Genomic DNA, 24,880 nt, shown 5'->3' on the forward strand with positions numbered 1-24,880 from the left:
TATACGTAAAAATGATAACAATACATACTAATTATCATTTATTTATAATGTAAGTATATTTTTTAATCTTAAACATAGTGACTTATGAATACTAATATCACGAAAAAACTTTTCGCATTTTTGAGTTTAACTGTTCTATTTGCTTTTGTAGGCAACGCATCTGCACAAGATGTAAGTGATGAATATAATGAAGCGATGACTCAGGCTTCAGAAGTAACCGACTGGGATACCAATAATAATGGCATTCTTGACGATAATGAGTTTTATGTAGTGAATTATCGTATCTGGGATGTAGATAGTGATGGGCAGCTTACAAATGAAGAATGGCAGTCAGGTATGGATTATTATGTAACCAACTATGATATGACTGACTATGGCGTATTTACCGATTGGGATACCAATCAGGATGATATGGTTGACGTCAATGAATATATTATAGTGATGGGTGAAAACGATGTGTATGGATTTAAAGAATCCATGAAAGATACCCAAAGCGGACAAGCTACCGCCCAGAATACCGAAGACCCTACTCTTAAGATCTGGCACCTGGACAATGACAATCTGGTAGAAAAGATTGAATATGGTGACTGGTCATATACTTTTGACAAGGACGATAACTAAGCTTAGGTTCAGTGTAATGATAAGTGAAAAGACTTTCTCGTAAGGTAAGAGGAAGTCTTTTTTATTTGTGCTATTGTCAAAAAATTGTTGAGTATACCTGGTGTCCCCCACAACAAACTAACTATCTCCTCTGAGATAAAATGAATAAAGAAGAAAAATCCCTTTCATTAAAAACTAAAATTCTTTAGAATAGGACATATTTAAATTATTACACTAAAAATTATGTCTTACACAATATATAATTCTGAAATAAAGAATAAAAGAAGATTTCTTAAGCAGTTCTTCGCAGGTTCTCTGGCTTCTCTCGCATTACCTACCATAGCGGAAAGCTCAGCCAAGCCTCATGAGATTTTGGAATTATTGTCAAGGCCTGAAAATAAGTATGAGGAAAGTTACTGGGAGATGGTCAAGAAGCAGTTTACCATTCCAAACTCACTAATTATGGTGAATGCTGCTAACCTCTGTCCCAGCCCTTACTTTGTCACTGAGAAAGTGCTCAGCTCACAGCAAAAGCTGGAGAAAGATGTGTCATTTCAATATCGCTCAGTATTCTCTACAGAGCGGGAAGAGGCACTCAAAGCGCTGGCTAGTTTTGTAGGCGTGAACCAAGATGAAATTGGCATTACCCGCAATACCACCGAAAGTAATAATATCATTGTACACGGACTAGACCTGAAAAAAGGCGATGAAGTGCTGCTGTGGGATCAAAACCATCCTACCAACGGTATTGCATGGGAGCAGCAAGCCAAACGTTATGGCTTTAGTGTCAAAATGATTAGCGTGCCTGCCTCTCCCACTTCCGCCGACGAGCTGGTAAAGGCTTTTGCGGAAGCGATTACTTCCAAAACTCGCCTGATTTCTTTTTCGCACATCTCTAATACTTCCGGCATCGCCATGCCTGCCAAGGAGATTTGCGCCTTGGCTAGGGAAAAAAATATTCTCAGCATGGTTGATGGTGCGCAATCACTCGGTGTGCTGGATCTGGACCTGAAAGATATCGGTTGCGACTTCTACTCCAGCAGCACCCACAAATGGCTGATGGGCCCTTTGGAAAACGGAATTATTTACGTCAATAAAGATAAGTTGGAGCATGTCTACCCAGCAATTATTGGGGCGGGCTGGAAGCCTGAAAGCAAGACGGTAGACGAAAAGCTTTGTGTACTGGGCCAACGTAATGAACCTACTGCCTCAGCACTCACTGCTATCGTTAACTTTCATAATACTATTGGGAAAAAGCAGGTAGAAGCAAGAATCAAGGCTTTGAATACTTACCTCAAAGAACAAATCAGTGAGAAAGTACCTACCGCTGAGTTTGTTACACCTCTCTCTCCAGAATTAAGTGGAGGGGTTACTATTTTGAGCATTCCCGGTAAAGACCGGATCGCAGTTTTTCAAAAATTGTACGATGAGCATGGCATAGCCTGTGCCCCTACCGGAGGGCTACGCCTTTCTCCTCACATCTACAATACCATGGCAGATATGGATAAAATCGTAGAGGCGCTGCAAACGGTTTGATGTAAAAAAATTATTTCCAGCACTTCAGGTTATCTTTTAAAAGGTAAATCCACTACCTTTATCACATTAGACTCTCTTTATAAAATACCACCATTCTTTTAGCAGAAATCTATTCCATTTCTGTCCTATCCGTGCTGCTCACTTCATGGCAGCTACGACTAATTTTCTATTGTCATTATTTATAAAGAAGAATCATGAAACATGATATAAAAATCGCCATTCTGGGCGGCAGCGGTAAATCCGGCAAATACCTTGTCCGACAATTGTTAGCCCAAGGTTACTCCTGTAAACTGCTTCTCAGAAATCCCGAAAACTTTACGATCAAAAGCCCTTGGGTTGAAACTATCCGAGGAGATGCCAGAAATGAGCAGGATATATTTTCCTTAATCAAAGATTGTAAGGCGGTGATCAGTACTTTGGGACAACCCAAGGGAGAAGCACCCATCTTTAGTAAGACTACGCAGAATATTATTCAGGCTATGCAGAATATTGGCGCTAAGCGCTATATCCTTACCGCTGGTTTGAATGTAGACACACCAGAGGACAAGAAGTCAGAAAAGACGCAGATGGCTACTGCATGGATGCAGGCTAACTTTCCTGAAATATCGGCTGACAGACAAGCAGAGTTCAGGCTTTTGTCAGAGAGTAAATTGGACTGGACGATGGTTCGCCTTCCTATGATTGAGCAGACAGAGGGGAGAAGTAAAGTACTGGTAAGTCTGGACGATTGTCCGGGTGAAAAAATCAGTACCACTAACTTAGCACACTTTCTGATTGAGCAATTGTCTGATGATGGTTTTGTCAGAAAGGCTCCTTTCATAGCTAATGGCTAATCTCTATCAGATCATGTACCCACAATGGGTACATGGTTTTTCACTTTTCATCATGAAAAAGAAACTCCCGGTAAATATCCCAATGCTTGCCATTATGCTTTAGCAGAAACAGACTTTTCACCAAAAAGCTATCCTGAAATTTTCTGTGCTGAAACTCCGGCCAGGCTTCCTTGAAAGCTGGTTTGCTGAGGTCGCGCGTAGCAATAGTCATATGTGGATGTAGCTCTGCTCTAATCTCACTTTCCTGAAAGTCCAACTGCTCTGCCAGCACATGGTTAAGCTGTGCATGAAGCTCCAGAATAGCTTGAGAGTATTCCACATTCACATAAATCACCCGGCTAGAGAAGTGACCGAAGCCATTGAGCCTAAGCAAAAATTCTGACTGTTGCTCAGTAAACTGTTCCAATGTTGGAATAAGCCTGCTTTCTTCTTCCTCTTTCCGTTTAAAGGGCGTTTGTAAAGTAATGTGCGCCGGAGATTTCAAAGCGTGTTTGACATCAAACCTGGCTTTCATCTCCTCCTTCAATGCTCTCACACTTACTCTAAGCTCTTCGTGGGGAATTAAGGCGATAAAATAGAGTTTCATAAAGATATTGAGTGTTATTCTTCTTTAAAAAACATAGTTATCCAAAAGAAAACGATAAACATGCCTTCATTGTGGATGAGTCATTCACTTCAAAATATTACCAGTCATGCCGGGGTATTATAAGACATTTCCTTAATTGCTAAAGCATTAGACTCTATTTTCTTACGAAGTGTAAAAACATGAAAAATCCGGCAGATGAAGAGCTTACCGGATTTCTATTCTAGTTTTATGGATTATTGCCCTTTACCACTGCCTCTTTTTCTTCTTTAGCCTGGGGATAATGCTTGTCAGAAAGGTCAATTTCGCCCTTTACAGATCAGCCTAATCACTACCCGGAAGTATTTGAGCGTGGGTTGTGAGGGACTGCACGGTAGATTTCAAAACCATAATAATCTAATACGGCAAATGAACCTACCATCACCACAACAAAACTGATTCATAGCTTTTTGTACTTCATGATTAGAAAAACAGGTTGTCAAGATGTAAAAAAATGCCTAGCGGTGCAGACTGGACGCATTAGGCAGGCTCATTTGAAGCTGCTGAATGAACTTGGGAAAGAGGATGTTATTTTCCAAATGCACATGAGCGTACAGGTCTTCTTCAAACTCCGCCAGTTCCTGATATAACATTTTGTAGGATTGGCAGGCATCATCGGGTGTTTCATAGTCATTTGTCAGACTACGAATTCTTTTCATCTCATCACCGGCATCTTCGTGCTCCTCATTGAGTTCTTTTAGTAGATTATCAATTTCAGCTTCAGTAATGTTGAGGGCTTGTTGATCCAATGCTTTGATCAGTGGAAACAGCTTTTCTTCTTCCTTGCGGGTATGCTGTAGCAACTCTTCATGCAACTCAATAAAGTCGTGGTAGATATCAATCAGCTCAGGATGTTGCTTTCCATGCACTTTACTCACTTTCTCTGCCAGCAGGTGAACTTCCGGCCCTTTCTTCCGGATATACGCATGGTGGTTATTGACGATGAAGTCGCAAAGCATTGAAAGTGACCAGTCATTGACTCTCAGATTTTGCTTTTCGGGCTGAACTTGCCGGATGGCTTTGTTCACCTCTTCGGGATCTACCCCGGCTTCCCGGCAGGCAGCATCAAAGCTCCTTTTGCCCTGACAGCAGTAGTCTATTTTCAGCCTGTTAAATACAGCAGCGGCCTGAGGATACTGATTTACGACCTCTCCTACGCTGACTGAAGAAGGCTGCTTAGCGATTTGTACCCGCCAAATCTCCGGACCAGCCTCAAGCACTTTCCACTGTAACTGTCCGGGACGCTCTTCCTGAAACTGATAAAACAGCGGCTTGGGATCATGGTCATTGACAAGAATCAGGCTTTCACCTTCGGAAAGCTTGTCAAAAGTTTCAAAAATGAATTGATGCTTATCCTTAGGGGCGATTTCTCTTACGTCTATCGTGCTCATTTTCTTAAAGTTATGAATTAATAATGTGCTAAAGATAAAGGAAGTGAAGACCAGGGGTTTATGATCTTAATCACATTGACTCAGAAAAAACTTTCTTTTGTCGCTGTGTGATGCATACTAAGCCAAGCCCGATGGGCATGATAAGGCTCAGGTAGAAGAGCAGTGAAAAATAATGAGTGACTCCGGGCAGGCCATTGACATGGAATAATACCTGTAGTACCAGCGCCAGTTCACTCAGGATAAAACCCATTATAAATACCCACATGCCGGTCTGCTGCCTACCTGTAGAAAGGTCAAGCCATCTCTGCTGTACAAACCAGCCCAGCAAAAAGAAGGTGGTGATGCCAATAAAGTTCAGATGCAGATAAGCAATGACCAGGTTTCTTTGGCGGTAGGCCAGATCCGCTACAAAAGGTAAAGCTTCGGCTAATTGTAAAATATTCTTTACCACCAGCGACATCAACACCAGCAGCCAAAGCAAGGCTACCATTTTACCCAATCTATTTATCCACTGCTGACGTACTACACTCAGGATGCGAAAAAGAAAGTAAAGGCTAAAGAGTTGTGCAAATGCTGCTAAGCCAGCCAACACATAGAGCCAGACAGGTGGCTGTGTCCACAATACGGAAGAAGCGTAAGCAGGTACGGCAGCCAAAGCATTGAGCCAAAAGAATGCATTGCCATCCCTTTTTGAGTAGGCGATATTATTTTTCTCCAGCCAGAAAAAAAAGAGGCCCATGATGGCGAAGAGAAACCAGCCATTGTACTGGAAATGTAGATAAAAGTAAATCGCCAGAGGATACCAGTGGGTAGCCGATAAACCATTGGCCATGATAGGTCCCAGGGCAAAAGGCCCAATAGAAGAAATCAGCATCAAGGCAATAGCAAAGCGGACGATCACGAATGAAAAGCGGTGCCTGTCCCCCGGCTGAGTGTCTTTTCTTCTGTCTTTCAAAAACCTCCAGGCAAAAAAGTAAGACAAAAAGATATGCAGGGTAGAGACAATGATGCTGCCTGCGGCATAGCCTTGTAATGGAAAAAGGATCAGCATACCCAAAACCGTAAGCTGAAAGGCCCAGAAGAGCCGGTCAAAAGAGTTTAAGCGTTCTTTCTGCACATAAGCTGCTACCAGCGCCACATATAAAGCATTGAAAATCCAGCCCAGAAAAGCCACATGAGAATGGCCATGCAACCAGAATTTATAATTAAGCCCCGGCACAGGGCTGAGGTAAAAAGAACGCAGAAATACACCCAGCACCGCTACGATAAAGAGAAAAAGTAGAGAAACCCAGGCCCATCTTTTGAACAGTATCTTACTTCTATCTACATCCGCTTTTTCTATGGCCTGAGTGGATGGCATGGCTTAAGAAATGGTTTTGAGGGTTTTCATCTTGAAGCTGAAGATATCGGCGATGCTTTGGGCTTTCAACCGTGCTTCTTCCGCTTTGCGGCCGGCAAAATGCTCATCCAGCGTCTGCATAAATAGGCGTATCCACCGGTCAAAATGTTCACCTTCTATGGGAAGAGGCAGGTGTTTGTCAAAAGGGCTGCCTTTGTACTCGTTTTCTCCCAACAGCAGCTTTGCCCAGAAGCTGTACATTTTTGGTAGATGCGTTTCCCAGTTGACCTCTGCCACATGATTAAAAATAGGTGACAGCAATTCATCCTGATTTACTTTTTGGTAGAATTCATCTACCAGCAGGCGGATGTCGGCTTTATCCTGTATATCTTTCATGAAAATATCTTTTTTGACAACTGAGAAGCTGCCTTGTTTTTAAGGTTTTGACGAACAGCAATAGTTCCTATACTGATCAGGTAAGCGAAAATAATGAGGCCATTGAACATACCACTCCATCGGTGCAGAATAGAAAGATCAGCCATGCTTCCTATGATTCTCAACCCAAGCGTAATTTGTAATCCTGCCAGCCAAAAGTACAGTAGCGGATGATAGGGTTTCGCTTTGAGCTTCAGGACTCCCGGCAGGATGATAGGTCCGTGGGCAAAGATCATGGAAAAGACGAAGCCAATAAAGAAGCTGTGCAAGACTGCATCGTAGTAAAAATCGCTCAGCAGGCTCAATGTGCCGCAGAGCAGCAGCCAGAAATAGCCGCAGAGCAGTGCTGCTGCTACAAAGCGGGTAAGTCCTTCTTTTTTGATGGTGATGCGGGCTATGTCAAAGCGGTACAGCCAGATTCCTGTGAAAATCAGTCCGCTACCAAAGATCATTCTGCCCATACCATGAAAAGGTAACACCAGCCCCAATAAAAAAAGGCTCATGGCACAAATAAAACTGATACGCTTGAAAGGATTGCTGGGCAGAAAACGGCTCAGCTCCAGTCGTTCTCCGGCAATGGTAAAGAGTAGAAAGCCGATCCACCAGCTTACTGCCAATGGGTACAACTGATACTTGAGCAAAATCAGATTGCCTATCAGCCAGCACAAAGCTCCACCGATCATCATCAGCATATGTGTTTCCGCATGCCGCAGGTACAAGTAGTAAAGCATAATGGCATAGACCAGACTTGCAGCAGATAACAGTACATAAGCGACTATGCTCAAATGTGCCAGAAAGAAAAAGGTGCTGACGCCTGCCAGCAAAGAGGCCAGATAAGCCCAGCGTTTTTTGATCACTACGGCCCTTTCCAGACTGATCAGCGTACCCAGAAAGCTGCCTACCATCATGGCGCCGTGCTCACCGGCATTGACGGAAACAGGGATGTTCCAACCCAGTCTCAGCCAGCCTGCGGTAGTGGCCGTAAGCAATGCCAAAGCGACCAGAGGCAAAACAAAATGGGGGTTTTTCATGACTGCATTTGTTTGGAACTGGCAATTTTTAATCCTGTTCAACGCTTTCTTCAAAACTAGTACAGCCAGCTTTATTCATTTATGATTTCAGTCATATTGCTCAAAAATCCCGTCGTTCTGCTGTTCTTTTCACCGCCCAGAGCGGAATCAACATCCAGAGCAGGCAGAAAAAGAAGGCAGTCAGCATTCCCAGTGAGGTACCGAAGAATTTATTGAAAACCGCTCCGGTATAGCCCAACAGGGCAGATATATCCAGCTTGAGCATCATCAGAATGCGGGATAGGTCTACGGGGTTGAGAACAGTGAAAGCAATGGCGAATTTTTCTATAGGATAATCTTCAAAAGCCAACAGCAACAAAAGTAAAATACCGTCATATATTATACCCATAAACAGCCAAACGAGCAGCGCCAGTCCGAATCCTCTCACCCTGTTTTCATTTTTCAGCGCAATCCAGAAGGCAAGTGCAGTGAAAATAAAAGTAAGCATGATGCCAATAAGCACCAGGGTGAAGAAATTCCATATCTGTGCAGACACAAAGATTCCATATAATAGAAATGGAAGTCCCAGGCCCAGCAGCAGGCTGAGGGAAAGAGAAAGTGCCAGGCCCAGATACTGCCCGGTGAAGATAGACGTACGACGAATAGGTTGCGCCAGCAGAAGTTCTACAAACTCCCGGCTGCTGTAGTAATATATAACGCCAAACATAATGCTCACCAGCGGACTCAGCACGATGATGATGTTCATCAGGCTGATGATGGCTTTAGATAAGTCATTGCTGAAGTACAGCAGACCTGTAGCGCAGAGCAGATAGAACAGAAAATAGATGATGCTCCAGCGGCTCCGCATCAGGTCAAAGAAGGTGAATTTGAATATTTTTAACATGGTAATTGTAAATTTAAAATTACAGATTCCAAATTGAAATGTTGATCATTCAGGACGAACACGATTAATCGTGTTCGTACAGTTTTGGAATTGAGTTGAGTAGTTCAATCATTCATCATCAATATGCTTTCTTTTTTTTTGAGCAGCATCTGAGCGATAGCGTGTTCCAGATCTACCTCTCCGCTTTGCCTTACCAATTCCTGCAGGCTGCCCCTGAAGTGGATGTGTCCCTCCAGCAGAAAGACAATCTCATCCGCCAGGTTTTCTACCAGACTCATGATGTGGGTAGTCAGAATGATGGTTTTGCCGGCAGCTCTTTCTCTGAGGATCATCTCTTTTAACCTAATCATCGCCACCGGATCAAGCCCTACAGTTGGTTCATCCAGGATGATGATGGGATTGTCAAACATCAGGCTGAGCAGGATATTGACCTTCTGCCGGGTTCCACCGGAGAGAGCGCGCAGTTTTTTGTCCAGAAAATCTTCCAGCTCAAAAGCTCCAATTATCTCTGCTTCATTGACAGCTTCCTGCTGCCGTATGTCTTTGACCATGCGGATGAGTTCCTGCACTTTGAGGTTTTCAGGAAAGCGGGCAATCTGCGGCAGGTAAGCAATCTGCTGACGGTATAGCCACTGCTTTTTGATGAGCTTCCCGTCTATCTGGATATCTCCTTTATCGGGAATAACCAGCCCAAGCAGGCTTTTGATGAGGGTAGTTTTGCCAGATCCATTGGGACCAAGTATAGCAAAAATACCTCCCGAACTAATATCCAGGTCTACCCCTTTGAGTACCTGATTAGACCCGAAGGATTTATATAATTTATTGATCGTAATCATGATACGGGTTTCATTAAAGGTGAAGGATCTACCAGGTTTTGCGGGGTAATGGCCGGAGCCACTTTTTCGGCAAAATTGATGATGTCTATGAAAAGACTCCGCAACAGAATGATAGAAGGCTGCACCCGGTTGATGACATAGGAAAACAGTTTGACCGGATGGTAGGGTACATCACCTACTCCATCTTTATCCAGGTCATAGCCGCTGTATTCGCTCCAGTAGTTACTCTCGTAAGTGTTGTAGTTGTGCTGACTGTTGGTAGACAGATCAAAAGTGTTGGACAGAAAGTTGTTCTTTGTGAATACATTGCTATCAGAACTGCCGGAGATGCGTAGTGCCCATCCGTTGCTCCTGAAATTGTTGTGGCTGATCTGACAGCGATTGGCCCCTTCGGCATAGATGCCACTGGTATTTTCAATAAATTCATTGTGGGTGATCTGGCTGTCAAAAATCTCTTTGAGCAGCAGCCCGTAGGAGGCACTTCCCCAGTTTTTTTCAAAGACATTGTGCTGCATGTTGATCTGCTTGGAAAACATGACAGCCACGCCTGCGCCATTGCTACGAAAGGTATTGCCCAGATAATTATCGTTGTTAGAAAACATAAAGTGCAGTCCATAGCGCAAATTTTCTTCGCTTACATTCTCCTCTATGCTGCTGTAGTTGACAAACTCCAGATAAATACCATCCCGGTGGTTTCTGACGATATTGTTATTGATGATGATACTGTCACAGTACCAGAGATGGATGGCATTGCCGGAAGAAGCTTCATTCTCTGCATTGCCAATAATCTCATTGTCAGTCACAGTACACTGGAAAGATTCTTCCAGCATTACACCAAAGAAGGTGTTCATCAACTGATTGCCGCGTATGGTACTTCCCCGACTACCGCTGAGTTTGATACCTGCCTGATCTTTGAGGTAGCTGATGCCTACATTTTGAATTCGGAATCCATTTACTGTTACAGAGTCAGCGGTAATGGTCAGAATCTCGTTCTTGCTTTCTCCATCCAACACCGGAAAATCCTGACCTAGCAGTACCAGCGGTTTGTCAATGATGATATTACCTTCTTTGTAAATACCTTTTTCTACCACAATTGTATCTCCGGCACTGGCCATTTGAATAGCACTACTTACCGACTTATGCTGTTGATCTGCACCCACATAGATGGTTTGGGCATGTACAACACCTAAACTTAATAGAGCGAGCATCCATATATTCAGCAAAGCTTTCATATTCATTCCTCACTTTCTTGCTTAGTTTGTACCTGCGGATCGGCCAATGGCCAGAAGGTATCAAATTGTTCATTCAGTTGTTCCCAGCTATAGAGTTCTCCTCCATTCTCCTGCTGAAATTGCTGTGCTATCTCCTTATTCCGGAAAGCAGTCATGTTCAATCCCATAGGGCTGGGCATCTGGTCTGTCTTCAGATAATACGCCTCCTCTGCTTTGATCAGTACTCCAGGCTCAGTAAAGCCGGTGACGAGATGGTGTGCTATCTCTTCCTGCTCTATCTGCTCGGTTTTATAAAAGTTGACCATACATTCTATGGCGTCAAACTTGAATACCTTGCCTTTGTCAGAAACAAGCTCGCTGCCGTAGCGCTGGTCTACGATAGTCATCTGACAATACTGGCATTGCTCTTCGCCATAGCTGATAGGCTGAGGCTCTACGGAGCATCCGCTAAAAAACACCACGAGAGCCAAAATAGCGAAGGCAAATTGTTTCGTAACTTTATTGTTTTTGATATTTCTCCATTTCAGCCAGCTGGCTGCCAGTCCCAGTACAATGGCCAAACCCAGGAACAGACTTCCCCAATGAGGATAAGAGTGAGCATCAAAGTTCAGCAGCATTTTCTGACCAAAGAGGGGTGGCTGATAGACCATACCCGGTATTTTAATCGGTGCCTGAGGATCAAGATTATGACCATAGTCATACATCCAAAGATAAAAATCGTAAATGCCTAGCGTCCCCAATAGAATGAGCAGCAGGGCCCAGGTCAAAAATCCCTGTCGCTTATTGACGAAGAAAAGACCTATACCCAATAGAGTCATACCCACTACGATAAAAGGAAAGTACTGCAACTCAGGAATGGAGTCCGGCTCAATGTATTTCATTCCAATATAGTGGTTCAGAATATTGACATTCTGTAAAACGCCTTCTTCATTTCCTGAAATCTGGTTGATCCAGATGTACATGGTGATCCCATCGGGATATTGAGGAGCATAGAGCGTGATCTGCCATAAAGGAAAAGCAAATAATAAGAGCAAGCTCAAAGCTCCGGTCAAAAACAATATTCTTGGTAAATTTTTCATGGCTTTAGCTTCTCATGGATTGAAAAGCAGACCTCCAGCCCGGACAAAACCTAGGCTGGAGGCCATGCTCACATTATCTGTTTCCTGTTTTCCAGTTAAGCGCTACGCTACTTCCTCTGGGTGAAACTCTGGCATAACCCTGCATCTCCTGATGCAATGCCGAACAGAAGTCAGTACAGTAGAATGGATATACACCGGGTTTCTGTGGTTCCCAGAGCAAAGTCTCTGTTTGCCCGGGCATCACCAGCAATTCAGCATTGTTAGCACCCATCACACTGAGGCCGTGGGGCACGTCCCAGTCCTGTTCCAGGTTGGTAAGGTGGAAGTAAACCTTATCGCCTACTTCTAATCCTTCAATATTGTCAGGAGCAAAGTGGCTGCGAATGGAGGTCATGTACACATGCACTTCATTTCCGTCTCTCTCCACTCTGGCTTCACTTTCTTTTTTAGCAACATAAGGGTGATGATTTTCTGATAGTTTAAAAGTCTTGACTGATCTGGGCTTCACCAACTCAGCAGGAATGGCCTGGGCATAGTGCGGCTCTCCAATGGTGGGAAAATCCAGCAGCAGTTCCATTTTATCTCCTGAGATGTCATAGAGTTGTGCAGAGTGCGCTAACTCAGGACCAGTGGGCAAATAACGGTCTTTGGTGATCTTGTTTAAAGCGACCAGATATTTGCCAAAGGGTTTCTGTGAGTCGCCACCGGGAATCATCAGGTGACCAATGGAGTAATAGGTAGGCGCACGGTCCAGCACTTCTTTGGAATCTACCTTCCATTTCACCACCTCAGATGAGATGAAGAAAGAAGTATAGGCATTGCCTTTGCCATCAAATTCAGTATGCAAAGGTCCAAGACCAGCCTGTTCTACGATACCATCCAGTACGGATTCGTATTTGAGCACAGGGATACCGTCAATGGTAGTTTCAAAATCTTCATTTTCAATCGCCTGCGTCATTTTGGTAAAAGAGTGCACCGACATATCCGCTGACAATTTACCATTACCCACGATGTATTCTCCAGTAGGGTCAACGTCTACACCGTGAGGAGACTTGGGAGTAGGCAGGAAGTATACCAGTCCGGGACATTCTTCAGGAATCAGCACTTTTACAGATTTTTTCTGAGTGGCAGTAGCAGAATGTGTCTCATCACTGTACTCGTTATTATAATAAGAGGCAGGCATCTCCTTGGCCTTTCCTTGTGCCAGATATTCCTCAGCTTTTTTCCAGTTGACGGCTGCAATAAAATCCTTGTCGTTTTGTGAAGCGCCGATTTCTTTCAGGGTAACTGCTTGTTCGGTATTGTAGGTAGTAAAGAACACCCATCCATGAGATTTGCCTTTACCGGCATGCGCCAGGTCATAGTCGTAGCCGGGTACCAATACCTGAAAAGCCACATCCATATCACCGCTTTCCTGATCCACGCTGATAAAGCTCAGCGAGCCTTTATATTTCTCTTTGTACTGATCCAGTGCCACATCTTCATTAGGAATGGGTATGCTAAAACGAGTACCCGCTACCACATATTCAGAATTAGCAGTGATAAAAGGAGAAGAGTGATTACCACCGGAGTTCGGAATCTCAATGATCTCGGCAGTTTCAAAGGTGCTCAAATCTACCCTGGCAATACGGGGGGTGTTGTTACCGTTGATGAAAATCCAGCGTCCGTCAGGCACTCCATCGGTTTGGGAGAGTTCAGGGTGGTGGGCATCATCCCAGGGCACAAAACCATAGGAGGTCTGTAGCATGGGCTTGGTTTCTTCATTATAGCCATAGCCTTTTTCGGGGTCCTGAGAAAAAACCGGAATTACTCTGAACAATCTTCCAGAAGGTAAACCGTACACGCTGATCTGTCCGCTAAACCCACCTGACATAAAAGCATAAAACTCATCGTGGTTTCCGGGAGCCACGTACACTTTGGAGGCAGCGTTGCTAACGCTCATTACACCTCCGGAATCGTTGTTTGTCCCCTGAGGAGTACAGGCAAAGATAAAAGCTGCACTCAGAGCTATTGTTGCGCATTTTTTTATAAAAGATAACATGACATTTACTGATTTGATGGTTATTATTTTATTTCACTTCGTCTACTGAGCGGAAGTATTCCAGTATCTTTCTGGCGTCTTCCCGGCTGATATTCTGGTTAGCCATGGGGGATAAATATTCTGCCAGCAGCGCCTTAGCGATAGGATCTTTTTGCACCATCTCATTAGGATTCATGATCATGTTCATGATCCATTCAGGAGAACGACGGGCAGTCACTTCTTTCATGGCCGGGCCTATGTATCGCTCTTCCAGCTGGTGGCAGGCTGTGCAATTCTCTTCAAAAATAGCCTTTCCTTCCGCAGCCATTGCTTCGTCTATCGGCCCCAGTTCCACATGATCTACCGGGCCAACTCCCTTATTATCCATAGGATCAACCAGTTCTTCGGTCAGCTCTTCCGTATTTTCCTGCGCCTGCTCAGATGGAGCAGATGAGTCGGATGCATTTTCATTTCCGGCATTGCTGCCACAGCCAAACAGTAGTCCGCTGAATATCAGACTAAGCACCAGATTTCCGGTGAATTTTAGTACCTTAGGTATATTGTTGATGGTCTTCATAACGAATCTTATTTTGTTATTTCAAAAGTAGGAGGACATTGACTCTAGTGTTTATGATTTGAATCATATAGGGCTGTTAACTCTTATTTTTTTTAGTTTTATTGGACAGCCTCCAGGATTCAAAAGCAGTTTTAGTCTTTATTTTTTTTAAAGAAGAGCGAAGAATGGGTATGATAGATGATGAAATACTGAAGAAATATGGTGCCCGTGAAACCAGTTTTCACAAAGATGAAATGCTCTTTATGGAAGGAGACAAAGCCCTGTATTACTGGCAAATCGTAAAAGGTGGCGTCAAAATGGTCAACTTCAGTCCTGATGGACAGGAGTTTACGCAAGGTATCTTTCACGATGGAGAAAGTTTTGGAGAGCCTCCCCTCTTTTCTGACTTTGATTATCCCAGCAATGCCGTAGCCGTGGAGGATTCGGTGCTGCTGAAACTTTCCAAAGAAAACCTCATCCAACTGCTAAAAGAAAACTTTGAAATCCACTGGATGATCACCAGTACGCTCAGCAAACGCCTACAGTATAAGGCCATGATTATGCGGGAAATGTCCAGCCATCCTCCTGAGCACCGCATCCTGACGTTGATTGACTATCTGAAGCATGAAGAATCGCAGGAACATGAAGGAGAGCAGTATTATGAAGTGCCGCTTACCCGGCAGCAGATCGCTGATATGACCGGGCTGAGGGTGGAGACTGTCATCCGAAGCATCAAAGCACTGGAGGAAAAAGGTAAAGTAAAAATTATCCGCCGTAAGGTGTACAGAAGACGATAAGTAATCTTCCGGTATTTTATTTTCCAATTAATACGATAATAATCTCCCTCCTCTTTCATCACGGGGAGGATAATGGATAAGTGCTGATTTCTTCAGGGCAGTAATCCGATTAACTTTTTTGATATACGATCATTATACTTACTTTTAAATCAGAGGCAGCTTTTCAAGCTTAGTAGCTCAGAATATTTTTTTTACAAAAAGCTGATTTTTTAACCCTTATAGCCTATGGCAAAAGATAAAGAAGAAGCTCCAACTTCTTACGAAAATGATCAGGATATTCATCGTTTTTCCCGCCGCTCTTTTCTCAAACTGGGTGGAGGTGCAGCTGCGGTAGCTGCTATGGCGGGTGGCGGCTGGGCACTCACCGAGATCGTAGTAGATGAAGGACCAGTAGCCTCCTGGCACAATTCGGTCTGCCGCTACTGTGGCACCGGATGCAGCCTTATGCTCGGACTGGACGAAGAGAAAAACCTGGTACGGGTGAGAGGCAATGAGGAAGCCCACAATAAAGGGGTGATCTGTATTAAAGGCTCTACGGTAGACTTTCTGATGAGAAACAAGGAAGGGCGCGTCACCACCCCTATGATCCGTAAAAATGGTCAGTTGGTAGAATCTAGCTGGGAAGAGGCGATGAGTCTGGTAGCACAGAAATTTCAGGAAGCGATTGATGAGTATGGCCCCGAAAGTGTTGCTTTCTACGGCTCAGGTCAGCTACTGATAGAAGAGTCTTACACTGCCAACAAGCTTTTCAAAGCCGGCATCCGCTCCAACAATGTAGATGGTAACCCTCGCCTGTGCATGGCCTCAGCGGCCTTTGGCTATACCCAGACTTTTGGCAAAGATGAGCCACCCGGAGCCTATGAGGATATTGATCATGCCGACGTTTTTTTTCTGGTGGGCAGCAATACCTATGAATGCCACCCTCCAATTTGGGAGCGCATCATGATCCGCAAAAAAGTAAATCCGGCAGTGAAGATTATCGTGGTGGATCCTCGCAAAACCAAGACTGCGGAAAGAGCAGATATGCACCTGCCGGTAATACCCGGTACGGATATGTTGCTGCTCAATGCCATGATGTACACCATTCTGGAAGATGGCTTGCTGGATGAAGCATTTATCAGCCAGCATGTTAATTTTTCCAATGGCAATGAGTTTGTTTCTTTTGACGACTTTAAGGAATTTCTGCAGGATTATATACCCGAAGATGTAGCCCCTACCCTGGGTATTTCTCCCAAACAGATACGGGAAGCGGCATTCTGGTTTGCTGCCTCCAAAGCTTCCATGTCTATGTGGACCATGGGCGTTAACCAGCGGGTGCAGGGTACTTTTTTAAACAATAACCTGAACAGTCTGCACCTGATCACCGGACAGATCGGAAGACCCGGAGCTACTCCCCTTTCGTTAACCGGGCAAAGCAATGCCTGCGGAGGCGTACGAGATACCGGCTCACTGGCGCACCTGCTGCCCAACGGTCGTAAGATTGCTAAGGAGGATAACCGAAGAGAAGTAGAGGAATTATGGGGCGTACCTCCGGGTACGATCAATCCCAAACCTGGCTATGACGCGCTTTCTCTGTTCAATGCTATGAATGAAGGGAAAGTGAAGGTCATGCTAAACATGTGTACCAATCCGGCGCAAAGTCTGCCCAATGCGGATCAGTATAAGTCTGGAATGGAAAAAACCTTTATGGTCGTTTCTGAGGTGTATCAGGATACCATGACAGCCCAATACGCCGATGTACTGCTACCTGCCGCTTTATACATAGAAAAAGAGGGCGTGTACGGGCAAACGGAAAGGAGATATCAGATCATACAAAAGCTGCAGGAACCCTATGCGCAATCACGCTCCGATCTGCAGATTCTGGTTGATCTGGCAGAACGTCTGGGACATGGTGACCTTATCAGTGCCAAGACGCCTCATGAAGTCTGGGAAGAGTACCGTCACTTTTCAGCCTATAGCAAATACAATTTTGAGGGAATCACCCACGAAAGGCTAAAGCAGCAGCCGGGCATACAATGGCCCTGCCCTGATACTGACCATCCGGGTACGGTGCGCCGCTATGTGCCTGGCGATCCCTTTGTGCCGGAAGGTGTGGATCATCTTTTTTACGGCTATCCGGACGGCAAAGCCATCGTTTTTCTTCGTCCTTATGTACCTTCCAACGAAGAGCTTAGCCCTGAGCGTCCTATTTTTCTCACTACAGGACGAGTGATCTCCCAGTGGCATACCGGCACCATGACTGGCAGAATAGAACCTCTGGTACATTCCAGCGGACCGGGTACTTTTCGGATGCATCCGCAGGACGCTGCACGTTTCAGGCTCCAGAGTGGAGATAAAATACGTGTGAATAGCAGTCGCGGAGAGATGGAAGGGGTAATGGAAATCAGCGAGAATGAAACGCCGGGCGTAATCTTCGCTCCTTTTTATGACCCTACCTTCAAGATCAACCGCATTGTCTCTGATGATTTTGACCCTATCTCCAAAGAACCGGATTACAAGACCACAGCGGTGGCAGTGAGTAAAGTAGAAACTTTGAGAAATCAATAAGTATGGATGTTCTGGATATCATTGCTATCATAATTCTGGTGGCCGAACTCATCATTTTTTATCAGTTGCGCAAGCACCGTCATCAATTGACACGAAGTGTAAAGTTACTTACCCTGGGAGGTATTATTATAATTCCTATTCTGGCAGTAGTTTTTGCTAACTATCATGTATTTGTTGGCACTAAAGCATCTGAAGCCTGTGTAGCCTGCCATGTGATGGCGCCTATGGGCAATGACATGATTGACCCGCAAAGCACTACTTTGGCTGCCCGCCACTTTCAGAACGGATGGATCAGACAGGATGCCTGCTATGCCTGCCATAAAGACTATGGTTTTCAGGGAGCTATGAAGGCCAAGATGGATGGTTACCGCCACCTTATGCGCTTTGTAACAGACACTTACAACGAGCCTATTCGCTATAGAGGAGAGTTTAACAGTCAGAACTGCCTGAGCTGTCATGAAGGCACTTTTACTTTTAATGCTGTAGAAGAACATCAGCCGGTAATGGAAATTATGCTCACTACCCGCTCCATAGGCTGTGTCAACTGTCATGGTAGGGCACATCCCGAACCTTCCCGGCGCACACCCGGACACCCGGATTACGAAATGCTGTCGGCTACGCCAGAGGAGATCAGCCGGCTGAGAAATATGATTGAAGAAATGGAAACTTACGAAGAAGAGCAATGAGAAAGATATTCATAGAAAGCGTGTTTACAATGATAGGTCTGCTGATCACTATTCCCTTTCTGATCAGCCCAACTCCGGTCCTGATGTTCCTGTTTACATTTATCGCTCAGCCTTGTTTTCTGGTGGCTATCGTGCTGGCTAGCATACAGATTGTCAAAGACCTGCGAAAGAAGCAGGTCATCTGATAGTTTTCAGTATCCATGATAGGTATTAAAAATCTTTTTGTCAGGCTTTTACAAGCTTATGAGCTTCTAAATAAACAGTATTATGCTTAGTCAAATCCCGGACCTGCAGGCATCTTCACCACACTTCCCTTGCTTGTCAGACTGACAAACAGGAACTAAGTATAAAATTTGAGAAAAGAAGTCTCTCTATTTAATACACAGAGACTGTTAAGGAAGTTGAGCCTATCTCATTCACAGGGCATAAGAGATTGAACACGAATTCTGTAAATAATTATGGAATTGCTCATGTTTTAGACTAACCTTTGCTGATATTAGACCAATAAGGATATATTTTATTAATATTACTTATAAGTTTAGAGATTCTGAAGACAGGAAATCTAATGTCAAAAATCTAACAGGATAGGCAAAAAAACTATCAGTAAGTGCAGATCAAGAGGTTAGGTTTTATTTTACTACTGCCTTTTTACCCTGATTTTGCAAAAGAAAAGTTTAACTTATTTTTCTTTGCCATAAACAATTTTAACAAAACTGGAATTAATTATTTATCATGAAAAAATGGCTTTTTATTGGGGGGAGTGTTATGGTTGCAGGCCTGTTATCACTTTTGCTTTTCCCTTCTCTTATAGATCGGGAGAAAGAAAAAAATTCACCCGTCAAGGAAAGTATTCTTCCCATAAAAATTGCCGAAGTTACTGCCACTGAATTTGCTGACTTCGTAGAAGCCGTAGGCTCTACCTTCGCCTATGAGTCTGCCGAAATCACCCCCAATGTTACTGAAGTGGTTGAAAAAATTAATTTTAGTGATGGGCAGATGGTCAAGAAAGGGGATGTGATCGTAGTGCTTCGTTATGCTGAAGAAAGCGCGCAGCTAAGCGCAGCTAAGGCCAACCTCAAAGAGCAGGAAAGAGAGATTGAACGCCTTACCGGTCTTGTTAAAAACGGAGCAGCAGCTGTGTCCGCCCTGGATGCCAGAAATACACAAAAGCAGGTAGCCGAGCAACAGATTCTTCAGTTTCAGGCCCAAATATCAGACAGAATCATCAGAGCGCCATTTGATGGCGTCCTGGGTTTGCGAAACATCAGCGCAGGCTCACTGGTATCTCCTCAAAACGTAATCACTACCATTGACGACCTCAGCACCATGCGGGTAGACTTTACCGTACCGGAAATCTACCTGGGTCAGGTCCGGTCAGGTATGGAAATAAGTGCCATCTCTCAGGCTTATCCCAATCAGATATTTAAAGGCAAAGTGGCTGAAATTGATACCCGGGTAGACCCCAGTTCAAGAGCTGTCCGGGTAAGAGCAGAGATCCCTAACGAAAGACAATTGCTTAAGCCTGGCATGTTACTGTATGTGGAAATGGCACTTGAAAAAGGTACTTCCCCTTCTATTCCGGAGAGATCAGTGCTGCAAACCGGCGAAAGGCAGTTTGTTTATAAGGTAAGCAAAGATTACGTTCAGAGAACTGAAATCAGGCTGGGTAGAAGAAAACCCGGCTATGTGGAGGTGATCTCAGGATTAAACCTCGGAGACTCGGTAGCTACCTCCGGCCTACAGGATCTGGATGATGGGGTAAGTGTACAAATTGATGGTGTATTTGAGCAGCCTTCCGAACCCACAGAGATTATTGACCTTGAGAGCCAGTTGTCCCAATAAGCCTATATTTCCATGAAACTATCTGATATTTCTGTCAAAAGACCTGTATTTGCGGCAGTCTTAAGTTTACTGATACTGGCCTTTGGTCTGGTTTGCTATACTCGGCTGGTAGTCCGTGAGTACCCTGACATTGAGCCACCCATTGTATCTGTTGAGACGAATTATCTGGGCGCTTCAGCCGCTGTAGTAGAAACCCGTATCACCCAGCTGGTAGAGCAACGCGTGAGTGAGGTGGAGGCGATCAAGTTGATCAATTCCAGTAGCGTGGACGGCCGCTCGGAGGTCACCATAGAATTTGACCTGAGCCGTGATATTGACGCAGCAGCAAATGATGTGCGGGAGGCAGTTTCTAACCTTTTGGACAACCTTCCTGAAGAAGCTGATCCGCCGGAGATCAACAAGGTAGATGCCGGCTCAGACGCAGTATTGTATCTGAACCTCACCAGCACCGAGATGGGCATGCTGGAACTTACCGATTACGCTGACCGCTACCTGGTAGACCGTTTTTCGGTGTTGCCCGGCGTGGCCCGAATCAGAATCTCCGGAGGCTCGCGCTATGCCATGAGAATCTGGCTGGACAGGGAGGCACTCGCCGCCCGTCAGCTTACGGTTACCGACGTGGAAGATGCGCTGAGAAGCGAGAACGTAGAGCTTCCGGCAGGTTCCCTGGAGTCGCTGGACCGCCAGTTTACGGTACGCCTGAACCGTGAATTTGAAGAAGTGGAAGACTTTAACAAGCTCATTATCAAAAGAGATGCAAACGGCCACCATATTCAACTGGAAGAAGTAGCGCGAGTACAGCTTGGCCCTGAGGAACACAGAATGAGTTATACCGGTAACGGTGTGATGAGAGTAGGCTTAGGCATCATCAAGCAATCCAAATCCAATACACTGGATATTGCCAATGCTGTTCAGAAAGAAGTAGAAAAAATCAAACCTACTTTGCCTGAACATATGTCTATCAGTAATAGCTACGACCGCTCGGTATTTATTTCGGAAGCTATTTCAGAAGTATACAAGACCCTGGGCATCGCTATCATCCTGGTGATATTTGTCATTTACATCTTTTTGGGTGATATAAGAGCCACCATTATCCCTGCCGTTACCGTACCGGTTTCACTGGTAGGTACCTGCATTGTACTGTTGATGTTCGGTTATTCATTGAACCTGCTTACGCTTCTGGCTTTGGTACTGGCTATCGGCCTGGTGGTAGATGATGCCATCGTGGTACTGGAAAATATTTACACCCGACTGGAAAATGGAGGAAAACCTCTACTGGCTGCCTATCAGGGAGCAAGAGAAGTTGGTTTTGCAGTAATCGCCACTTCGTTGGTGCTCCTGGCCGTTTTTATTCCTATCACATTCCTGGCAGGCGATATCGGCAAGCTATTTACTGAGTTTGCCATTGCCATGGCTGCTGCCGTATTTTTCTCGACTCTGGTGGCACTTTCGTTGTCCCCTATGCTGTGCTCCAAGATGTTGAAGTACAAAAAAGACAGAGGCAATTTTCTCACCCGGGGAGTAGACCGGGCAGTAAGGTATCTGCAAAAAGGGTATCGTTCCAGCCTGGAAAGTTTTATTAGCAAACCTTTTATCAGTGTGATCATCATTCTACTGTTCCTGGGAGGCTCAGTAGGATTGTTCATGATTGTTCCTAAAGAATTTATCCCTAAAGAAGATCGCGGCGTTTTCTTTCTGAGTGCACTTGCCCCCGAAGGTTCTACCTACTCCTACACCAAATCTTATATGGATGAAATTGAGGACAGGCTAATGTACCTGAACGATGAGACCGGTGAAGCAGGGACCATATTGGTAAGAACGCCCGGAAGCTTTGGGTCAACAGTACAGTCTTTCAATGATGGACGGGTAATCATCGTGCTGTCGGATTTTTCCCAAAGACGCTCTGCCTGGGAGATCATGGATGAGGTACGGGAAAGACTGTCTGACCTCACCGGACTGCAAGTTTCTGTCATCATGCGCCAGGGGCTAAGTTCGGGCTCTGGCAAACCAGTGCAGTATGTACTGAGCGGTGATACCTATCAGGAAATTGCCGAATGGAGAGACATATTACTTAACGAAATAGAAGACTACCCCGGACTGGAAGATATTGACTATGATTACAAAGAGACTAAACCGCAGCTAAAGGTTAACATAGATAAGACCAGAGCTGCCGAGCTGGGAGTCTCTATCATTAACATAGGGCGTACGCTGGAAACACTTTTAGGCTCCCGTCTGGTAACTACCTTTATCAAAGGTGGTGAAGAATATGATGTGATCGTTGAGTCTGATTTTGAACAGAAAAGGATGTTGTATGACCTGAAAAATATCTTCGTGCGCTCTGAGCGTACCGGCACCCTGATTCCATTGTCAAATCTGGTAAATCTGGATGAGTTTGCTGACTCTGGTAGCCTGAACCGGTACAACCGCATGCGTGCCATCACCATTGAGGCAAACCTGACCAATGGCTATACCCTGGGACAGGCGCTTGACTACCTGGATGGTGTGGTAGCCGATAAACTACCGGAAGAAGTTACCATCGGTTATAAGGGAGAATCTCTGGATTATAAAGATTCCAGTGAGTCTGTAATCTTTATTTTCATACTGGCACTCATTGTTGTATATCTGGTGCTGGCAGCCCAGTTTGAAAGCTTTGTACATCCTTTTGTACTGATCCTGACCGTACCTTTTGCCCTGTTGGGAGCTTTACTGGGGCTTTGGCTTTTTGGGCAGTCTATCAATATATACAGCCAGATTGGAATGATCATGCTGGTAGGTCTCGCTACTAAAAACGGCATATTAATCGTAGAATTTATCAACCAGCTACGAGATCGTGGACAGGATTTTGACAGTGCCATCATTGATGCTTCTGTGATGCGCTTACGTCCTATTGTAATGACGGGCCTTACTACCATTATGGGTTCTCTTCCGCTGATTGTTTCTTTTGGGGCAGGCAGCGAAACCAGGCTGGTGATAGGGATAGCCATATTATTTGGTGTGCTGGTATCTTCCATCTTTACCATCTATACGGTGCCGGCCATGTACAAGCTGATTGCCCGAGGTACTTCAAGTCCTAACGCCGTAGCCAACGAATTGGAAAAATCATTGAATGAAGAAAAACTTAATCTTGCCTGATTTGAGTCGCATCACAAAAAAGCTCCTGGACGTATTATTGATTTTACTCATTGCCGGAATCGGATCCTGTAATCTGGCTCCGGTTTTTCAGAAGCCTGACCAGGACATATACGATAATTTTAAATATAAAGCCTTTGCCGACTCTCTATCCTCTATCTCTATTGACACTGTCTGGTGGAAATATTTTGAGGATACCACCTTGGATAATATCATCAGACAGGTTTCGCTGAATAACAATAACCTACAGGCGGCACTATACAGTTTTGAGCAAGCCAACATATTGACCAGGGTAGAACGCTCCCCACTTTTACCGGAAGTACAGACAGAAATCAATACATCTCGCACAGTAGTCTCAGAAAATGCGGTACAGAGCTTCCAGTCTAATAAATTCACCAATTATTCACTACTCGGACTGGCCAGCTACCAGCTTGACCTTTGGGGGGCGTTGAGAAATAACTACCAAGCTTCAATTATTGCGTCAGAAATATCTTTACTGGAATACTATAACCTGCTTTCTGTACTAAGAGCACAGGCGGCATCACAGTACATCAGCATTCGCCAGCTGGATACACAAATCGCCCTTTATGACTCTACAATCCGCCTAAGAGAACGCTCCCTACAGATTGCCAATTTAAATTATGAAGCGGGAGCCTCTGACGCCCTGGACCCTGCAAGAGCTGAAACCCAGCTCCGTACGGCTCAGTCCCAAAGGTGGACACTGATCAACCAGCGGGCAAGGCTGGAAAATTCACTGGCAGTATTGACTGGTAGAGAACCCTCAAATTTTTCCTTGCCTGATACTCCCTTAGACTCATTGCCTCCTATTATTCCTTCTAAAATACCTTCGGAGGTACTGACCAGAAGGCCAGATGTATGGATTGCTCTCAAAAGTATGGAAGCAGAAAACGCCCGTATAGGTATCGCAAAAGCTAATCTTTATCCTAATGTTACGCTATCTGCTCAAGTTGGATTTCAGGGCAAGTCTTTTGAAAATATTCTAACTCCCCAAAGTTTTGCCTGGACTATTGGCGGAGGGCTGCTTCAGCCTGTATTTAACTATGGCAGAAACAAAGCATTGGTAGAAGCAGCCTATGCCCGCTATCAGGAGGTAGCAGAGCTGTATCAGCAGTCGGTGTTATCAGCTTTTGAAGAAGTAGAAAATGAGTTGGCCAATATTTACTACCTCAACAATCAGTACCGGAGACAGCAGCAAACGGTATCTGCTGCCACCAGAACTTTGGATCTTGCCCGGCAGCGTTATGAAGCAGGACTTGTGTCCTATCTGGAAGTAGTTGACGCTGAGCGCACTGCCCTGCTCAACCAGGTAGATGCCGTAGGCCTTGTGGGAGAGCTTTACCAAAGCATGATCAACCTCAGCCTGGCTTCCGGTGGTAACTGGGAAAGTGGCCCTCAGCTCTACGAAGCTGAAGAATTTATGGAATAGCATTTCAAAAAGTCAGTATTTTCAGGCTATAGAAAAGGT

21 protein-coding genes are annotated in these 24,880 nt (G+C 44.8%); 10 read left to right on the forward strand and 11 right to left on the reverse strand.

The annotated features are described in order from the left end of the window. Positions 1-84 precede the first annotated feature (84 nt). The 3 genes from WJR50_RS27625 (at position 85) to WJR50_RS27635 (ending at position 2,969) form a co-directional block, all read left to right on the forward strand. On the forward strand, positions 85-621 hold the full coding sequence (locus tag WJR50_RS27625; protein WP_341296554.1) for an EF-hand domain-containing protein: 537 nt from the start codon (positions 85-87) through the stop codon (positions 619-621). A gap of 222 nt (positions 622-843) precedes the next feature. Further along, the gene (locus WJR50_RS27630) at positions 844-2,136 is read left to right on the forward strand and encodes an aminotransferase class V-fold PLP-dependent enzyme (RefSeq protein WP_341296555.1); all 1,293 of its coding nucleotides are present in this window, start codon (positions 844-846) and stop codon (positions 2,134-2,136) included. 194 nt (positions 2,137-2,330) lie between these two features. Beyond that, a complete protein-coding gene (locus WJR50_RS27635; RefSeq protein ID WP_341296556.1) occupies positions 2,331-2,969 on the forward strand; it encodes an NAD(P)-dependent oxidoreductase in 639 nt (212 codons plus the stop codon). A 40-nt stretch (positions 2,970-3,009) separates the two neighbouring features. Here the strand turns inward: WJR50_RS27635 and WJR50_RS27640 are convergent, their stop codons facing one another. The 11 genes from WJR50_RS27640 to WJR50_RS27690 all read right to left on the reverse strand — a co-directional run bounded on the left by WJR50_RS27640 (position 3,010) and on the right by WJR50_RS27690 (position 14,414). Continuing rightward, positions 3,010-3,555, reverse strand: coding sequence for a 2'-5' RNA ligase family protein (locus WJR50_RS27640; protein WP_341296557.1), 546 nt, complete (start codon positions 3,553-3,555; stop codon positions 3,010-3,012). Positions 3,556-4,049: 494 nt separating this feature from the next. Further along, the gene (gene ric / locus WJR50_RS27645; protein WP_341296558.1) at positions 4,050-4,982 is read right to left on the reverse strand and encodes an iron-sulfur cluster repair di-iron protein; all 933 of its coding nucleotides are present in this window, start codon (positions 4,980-4,982) and stop codon (positions 4,050-4,052) included. A 70-nt stretch (positions 4,983-5,052) separates the two neighbouring features. Then, on the reverse strand, positions 5,053-6,342 hold the full coding sequence (locus tag WJR50_RS27650) for a hypothetical protein (protein WP_341296559.1): 1,290 nt from the start codon (positions 6,340-6,342) through the stop codon (positions 5,053-5,055). A 3-nt stretch (positions 6,343-6,345) separates the two neighbouring features. Further along, a complete protein-coding gene (locus tag WJR50_RS27655) occupies positions 6,346-6,717 on the reverse strand; it encodes a group III truncated hemoglobin (RefSeq protein ID WP_341296560.1) in 372 nt (123 codons plus the stop codon). Beyond that, on the reverse strand, positions 6,714-7,787 hold the full coding sequence (locus WJR50_RS27660; protein ID WP_341296561.1) for a DUF8744 domain-containing protein: 1,074 nt from the start codon (positions 7,785-7,787) through the stop codon (positions 6,714-6,716). Before WJR50_RS27660 ends, WJR50_RS27655 begins: the two co-directional genes overlap by 4 nt. A gap of 100 nt (positions 7,788-7,887) precedes the next feature. Beyond that, positions 7,888-8,670, reverse strand: a complete 783-nt coding sequence (locus tag WJR50_RS27665) for an ABC transporter permease (protein WP_341296562.1) — start codon at positions 8,668-8,670, stop codon at positions 7,888-7,890. Between the two features lie 104 nt (positions 8,671-8,774). Further along, on the reverse strand, positions 8,775-9,506 hold the full coding sequence (locus tag WJR50_RS27670; RefSeq protein ID WP_341296563.1) for an ABC transporter ATP-binding protein: 732 nt from the start codon (positions 9,504-9,506) through the stop codon (positions 8,775-8,777). Then, positions 9,503-10,744, reverse strand: a complete 1,242-nt coding sequence (locus tag WJR50_RS27675; RefSeq protein ID WP_341296564.1) for a nitrous oxide reductase family maturation protein NosD — start codon at positions 10,742-10,744, stop codon at positions 9,503-9,505. Before WJR50_RS27675 ends, WJR50_RS27670 begins: the two co-directional genes overlap by 4 nt. Continuing rightward, positions 10,741-11,817: a nitrous oxide reductase accessory protein NosL gene (locus tag WJR50_RS27680; RefSeq protein ID WP_341296565.1), complete on the reverse strand. Its 1,077-nt coding sequence runs from the start codon at positions 11,815-11,817 to the stop codon at positions 10,741-10,743. The genes WJR50_RS27675 and WJR50_RS27680 overlap by 4 nt, the downstream gene beginning before the upstream one ends. 73 nt (positions 11,818-11,890) lie before the next feature. Next, complete coding sequence (gene nosZ / locus WJR50_RS27685) at positions 11,891-13,858, reverse strand: Sec-dependent nitrous-oxide reductase (protein WP_341296566.1); 1,968 nt, start codon at positions 13,856-13,858, stop codon at positions 11,891-11,893. Between the two features lie 28 nt (positions 13,859-13,886). Beyond that, positions 13,887-14,414, reverse strand: a complete 528-nt coding sequence (locus WJR50_RS27690; RefSeq protein WP_341296567.1) for a c-type cytochrome — start codon at positions 14,412-14,414, stop codon at positions 13,887-13,889. Positions 14,415-14,578: 164 nt separating this feature from the next. On the opposite strand from WJR50_RS27690, the gene WJR50_RS27695 reads away from it, so the two are divergent. From WJR50_RS27695 to WJR50_RS27725, 7 genes are all read left to right on the forward strand, one after another. After that, positions 14,579-15,190: a Crp/Fnr family transcriptional regulator gene (locus WJR50_RS27695; protein WP_341296568.1), complete on the forward strand. Its 612-nt coding sequence runs from the start codon at positions 14,579-14,581 to the stop codon at positions 15,188-15,190. A gap of 225 nt (positions 15,191-15,415) precedes the next feature. Beyond that, positions 15,416-17,737 carry a molybdopterin oxidoreductase family protein gene (locus WJR50_RS27700; RefSeq protein ID WP_341296569.1) on the forward strand — a complete coding sequence of 774 codons (2,322 nt, stop codon included), beginning with the start codon at positions 15,416-15,418 and terminating at the stop codon, positions 17,735-17,737. Positions 17,738-17,739: 2 nt separating this feature from the next. Continuing rightward, positions 17,740-18,423 carry a NapC/NirT family cytochrome c gene (locus WJR50_RS27705; protein ID WP_341296570.1) on the forward strand — a complete coding sequence of 228 codons (684 nt, stop codon included), beginning with the start codon at positions 17,740-17,742 and terminating at the stop codon, positions 18,421-18,423. After that, the gene (locus WJR50_RS27710) at positions 18,420-18,608 is read left to right on the forward strand and encodes a hypothetical protein (RefSeq protein WP_341296571.1); all 189 of its coding nucleotides are present in this window, start codon (positions 18,420-18,422) and stop codon (positions 18,606-18,608) included. The genes WJR50_RS27705 and WJR50_RS27710 overlap by 4 nt, the downstream gene beginning before the upstream one ends. Before the next feature lie 547 nt (positions 18,609-19,155). After that, the gene (locus WJR50_RS27715; protein ID WP_341296572.1) at positions 19,156-20,265 is read left to right on the forward strand and encodes an efflux RND transporter periplasmic adaptor subunit; all 1,110 of its coding nucleotides are present in this window, start codon (positions 19,156-19,158) and stop codon (positions 20,263-20,265) included. 12 nt (positions 20,266-20,277) lie between these two features. Continuing rightward, entirely contained in the window at positions 20,278-23,397 is a 3,120-nt protein-coding gene (locus tag WJR50_RS27720) for an efflux RND transporter permease subunit (protein ID WP_341296573.1), read from the forward strand. After that, positions 23,372-24,841 carry an efflux transporter outer membrane subunit gene (locus WJR50_RS27725; protein ID WP_341296574.1) on the forward strand — a complete coding sequence of 490 codons (1,470 nt, stop codon included), beginning with the start codon at positions 23,372-23,374 and terminating at the stop codon, positions 24,839-24,841. The genes WJR50_RS27720 and WJR50_RS27725 overlap by 26 nt, the downstream gene beginning before the upstream one ends. Positions 24,842-24,880: the final 39 nt, after the last annotated feature.

Origin of the sequence: Catalinimonas locisalis, assembly GCF_038039535.1 — a bacterium.
Classification (GTDB): Bacteria; Bacteroidota; Bacteroidia; order Cytophagales; family Cyclobacteriaceae; genus Catalinimonas.

Excerpts from the sequence above, each read along its gene's own strand:
- WJR50_RS27700 (WP_341296569.1), top strand. The coding sequence starts at position 15,416 with ATGGCAAAAGATAAAGAAGAAGCTCCAACTTCTTACGAAAATGATCAG.
- WJR50_RS27705 (WP_341296570.1), top strand. The coding sequence starts at position 17,740 with ATGGATGTTCTGGATATCATTGCTATCATAATTCTGGTGGCCGAACTC.
- WJR50_RS27625 (WP_341296554.1), top strand. The coding sequence starts at position 85 with ATGAATACTAATATCACGAAAAAACTTTTCGCATTTTTGAGTTTAACT.
- WJR50_RS27665 (WP_341296562.1), bottom strand. The coding sequence starts at position 8,670 with ATGTTAAAAATATTCAAATTCACCTTCTTTGACCTGATGCGGAGCCGC.
- WJR50_RS27725 (WP_341296574.1), top strand. The coding sequence starts at position 23,372 with ATGAAGAAAAACTTAATCTTGCCTGATTTGAGTCGCATCACAAAAAAG.
- WJR50_RS27670 (WP_341296563.1), bottom strand. The coding sequence starts at position 9,506 with ATGATTACGATCAATAAATTATATAAATCCTTCGGGTCTAATCAGGTA.
- WJR50_RS27715 (WP_341296572.1), top strand. The coding sequence starts at position 19,156 with ATGAAAAAATGGCTTTTTATTGGGGGGAGTGTTATGGTTGCAGGCCTG.
- WJR50_RS27655 (WP_341296560.1), bottom strand. The coding sequence starts at position 6,717 with ATGAAAGATATACAGGATAAAGCCGACATCCGCCTGCTGGTAGATGAA.
- WJR50_RS27695 (WP_341296568.1), top strand. The coding sequence starts at position 14,579 with ATGGGTATGATAGATGATGAAATACTGAAGAAATATGGTGCCCGTGAA.
- WJR50_RS27640 (WP_341296557.1), bottom strand. The coding sequence starts at position 3,555 with ATGAAACTCTATTTTATCGCCTTAATTCCCCACGAAGAGCTTAGAGTA.
- WJR50_RS27630 (WP_341296555.1), top strand. The coding sequence starts at position 844 with ATGTCTTACACAATATATAATTCTGAAATAAAGAATAAAAGAAGATTT.
- WJR50_RS27635 (WP_341296556.1), top strand. The coding sequence starts at position 2,331 with ATGAAACATGATATAAAAATCGCCATTCTGGGCGGCAGCGGTAAATCC.
- WJR50_RS27650 (WP_341296559.1), bottom strand. The coding sequence starts at position 6,342 with ATGCCATCCACTCAGGCCATAGAAAAAGCGGATGTAGATAGAAGTAAG.
- WJR50_RS27720 (WP_341296573.1), top strand. The coding sequence starts at position 20,278 with ATGAAACTATCTGATATTTCTGTCAAAAGACCTGTATTTGCGGCAGTC.
- WJR50_RS27710 (WP_341296571.1), top strand. The coding sequence starts at position 18,420 with ATGAGAAAGATATTCATAGAAAGCGTGTTTACAATGATAGGTCTGCTG.
- ric (WP_341296558.1), bottom strand. The coding sequence starts at position 4,982 with ATGAGCACGATAGACGTAAGAGAAATCGCCCCTAAGGATAAGCATCAA.
- WJR50_RS27660 (WP_341296561.1), bottom strand. The coding sequence starts at position 7,787 with ATGAAAAACCCCCATTTTGTTTTGCCTCTGGTCGCTTTGGCATTGCTT.
- WJR50_RS27680 (WP_341296565.1), bottom strand. The coding sequence starts at position 11,817 with ATGAAAAATTTACCAAGAATATTGTTTTTGACCGGAGCTTTGAGCTTG.
- WJR50_RS27675 (WP_341296564.1), bottom strand. The coding sequence starts at position 10,744 with ATGAATATGAAAGCTTTGCTGAATATATGGATGCTCGCTCTATTAAGT.
- WJR50_RS27690 (WP_341296567.1), bottom strand. The coding sequence starts at position 14,414 with ATGAAGACCATCAACAATATACCTAAGGTACTAAAATTCACCGGAAAT.
- nosZ (WP_341296566.1), bottom strand. The coding sequence starts at position 13,858 with ATGTTATCTTTTATAAAAAAATGCGCAACAATAGCTCTGAGTGCAGCT.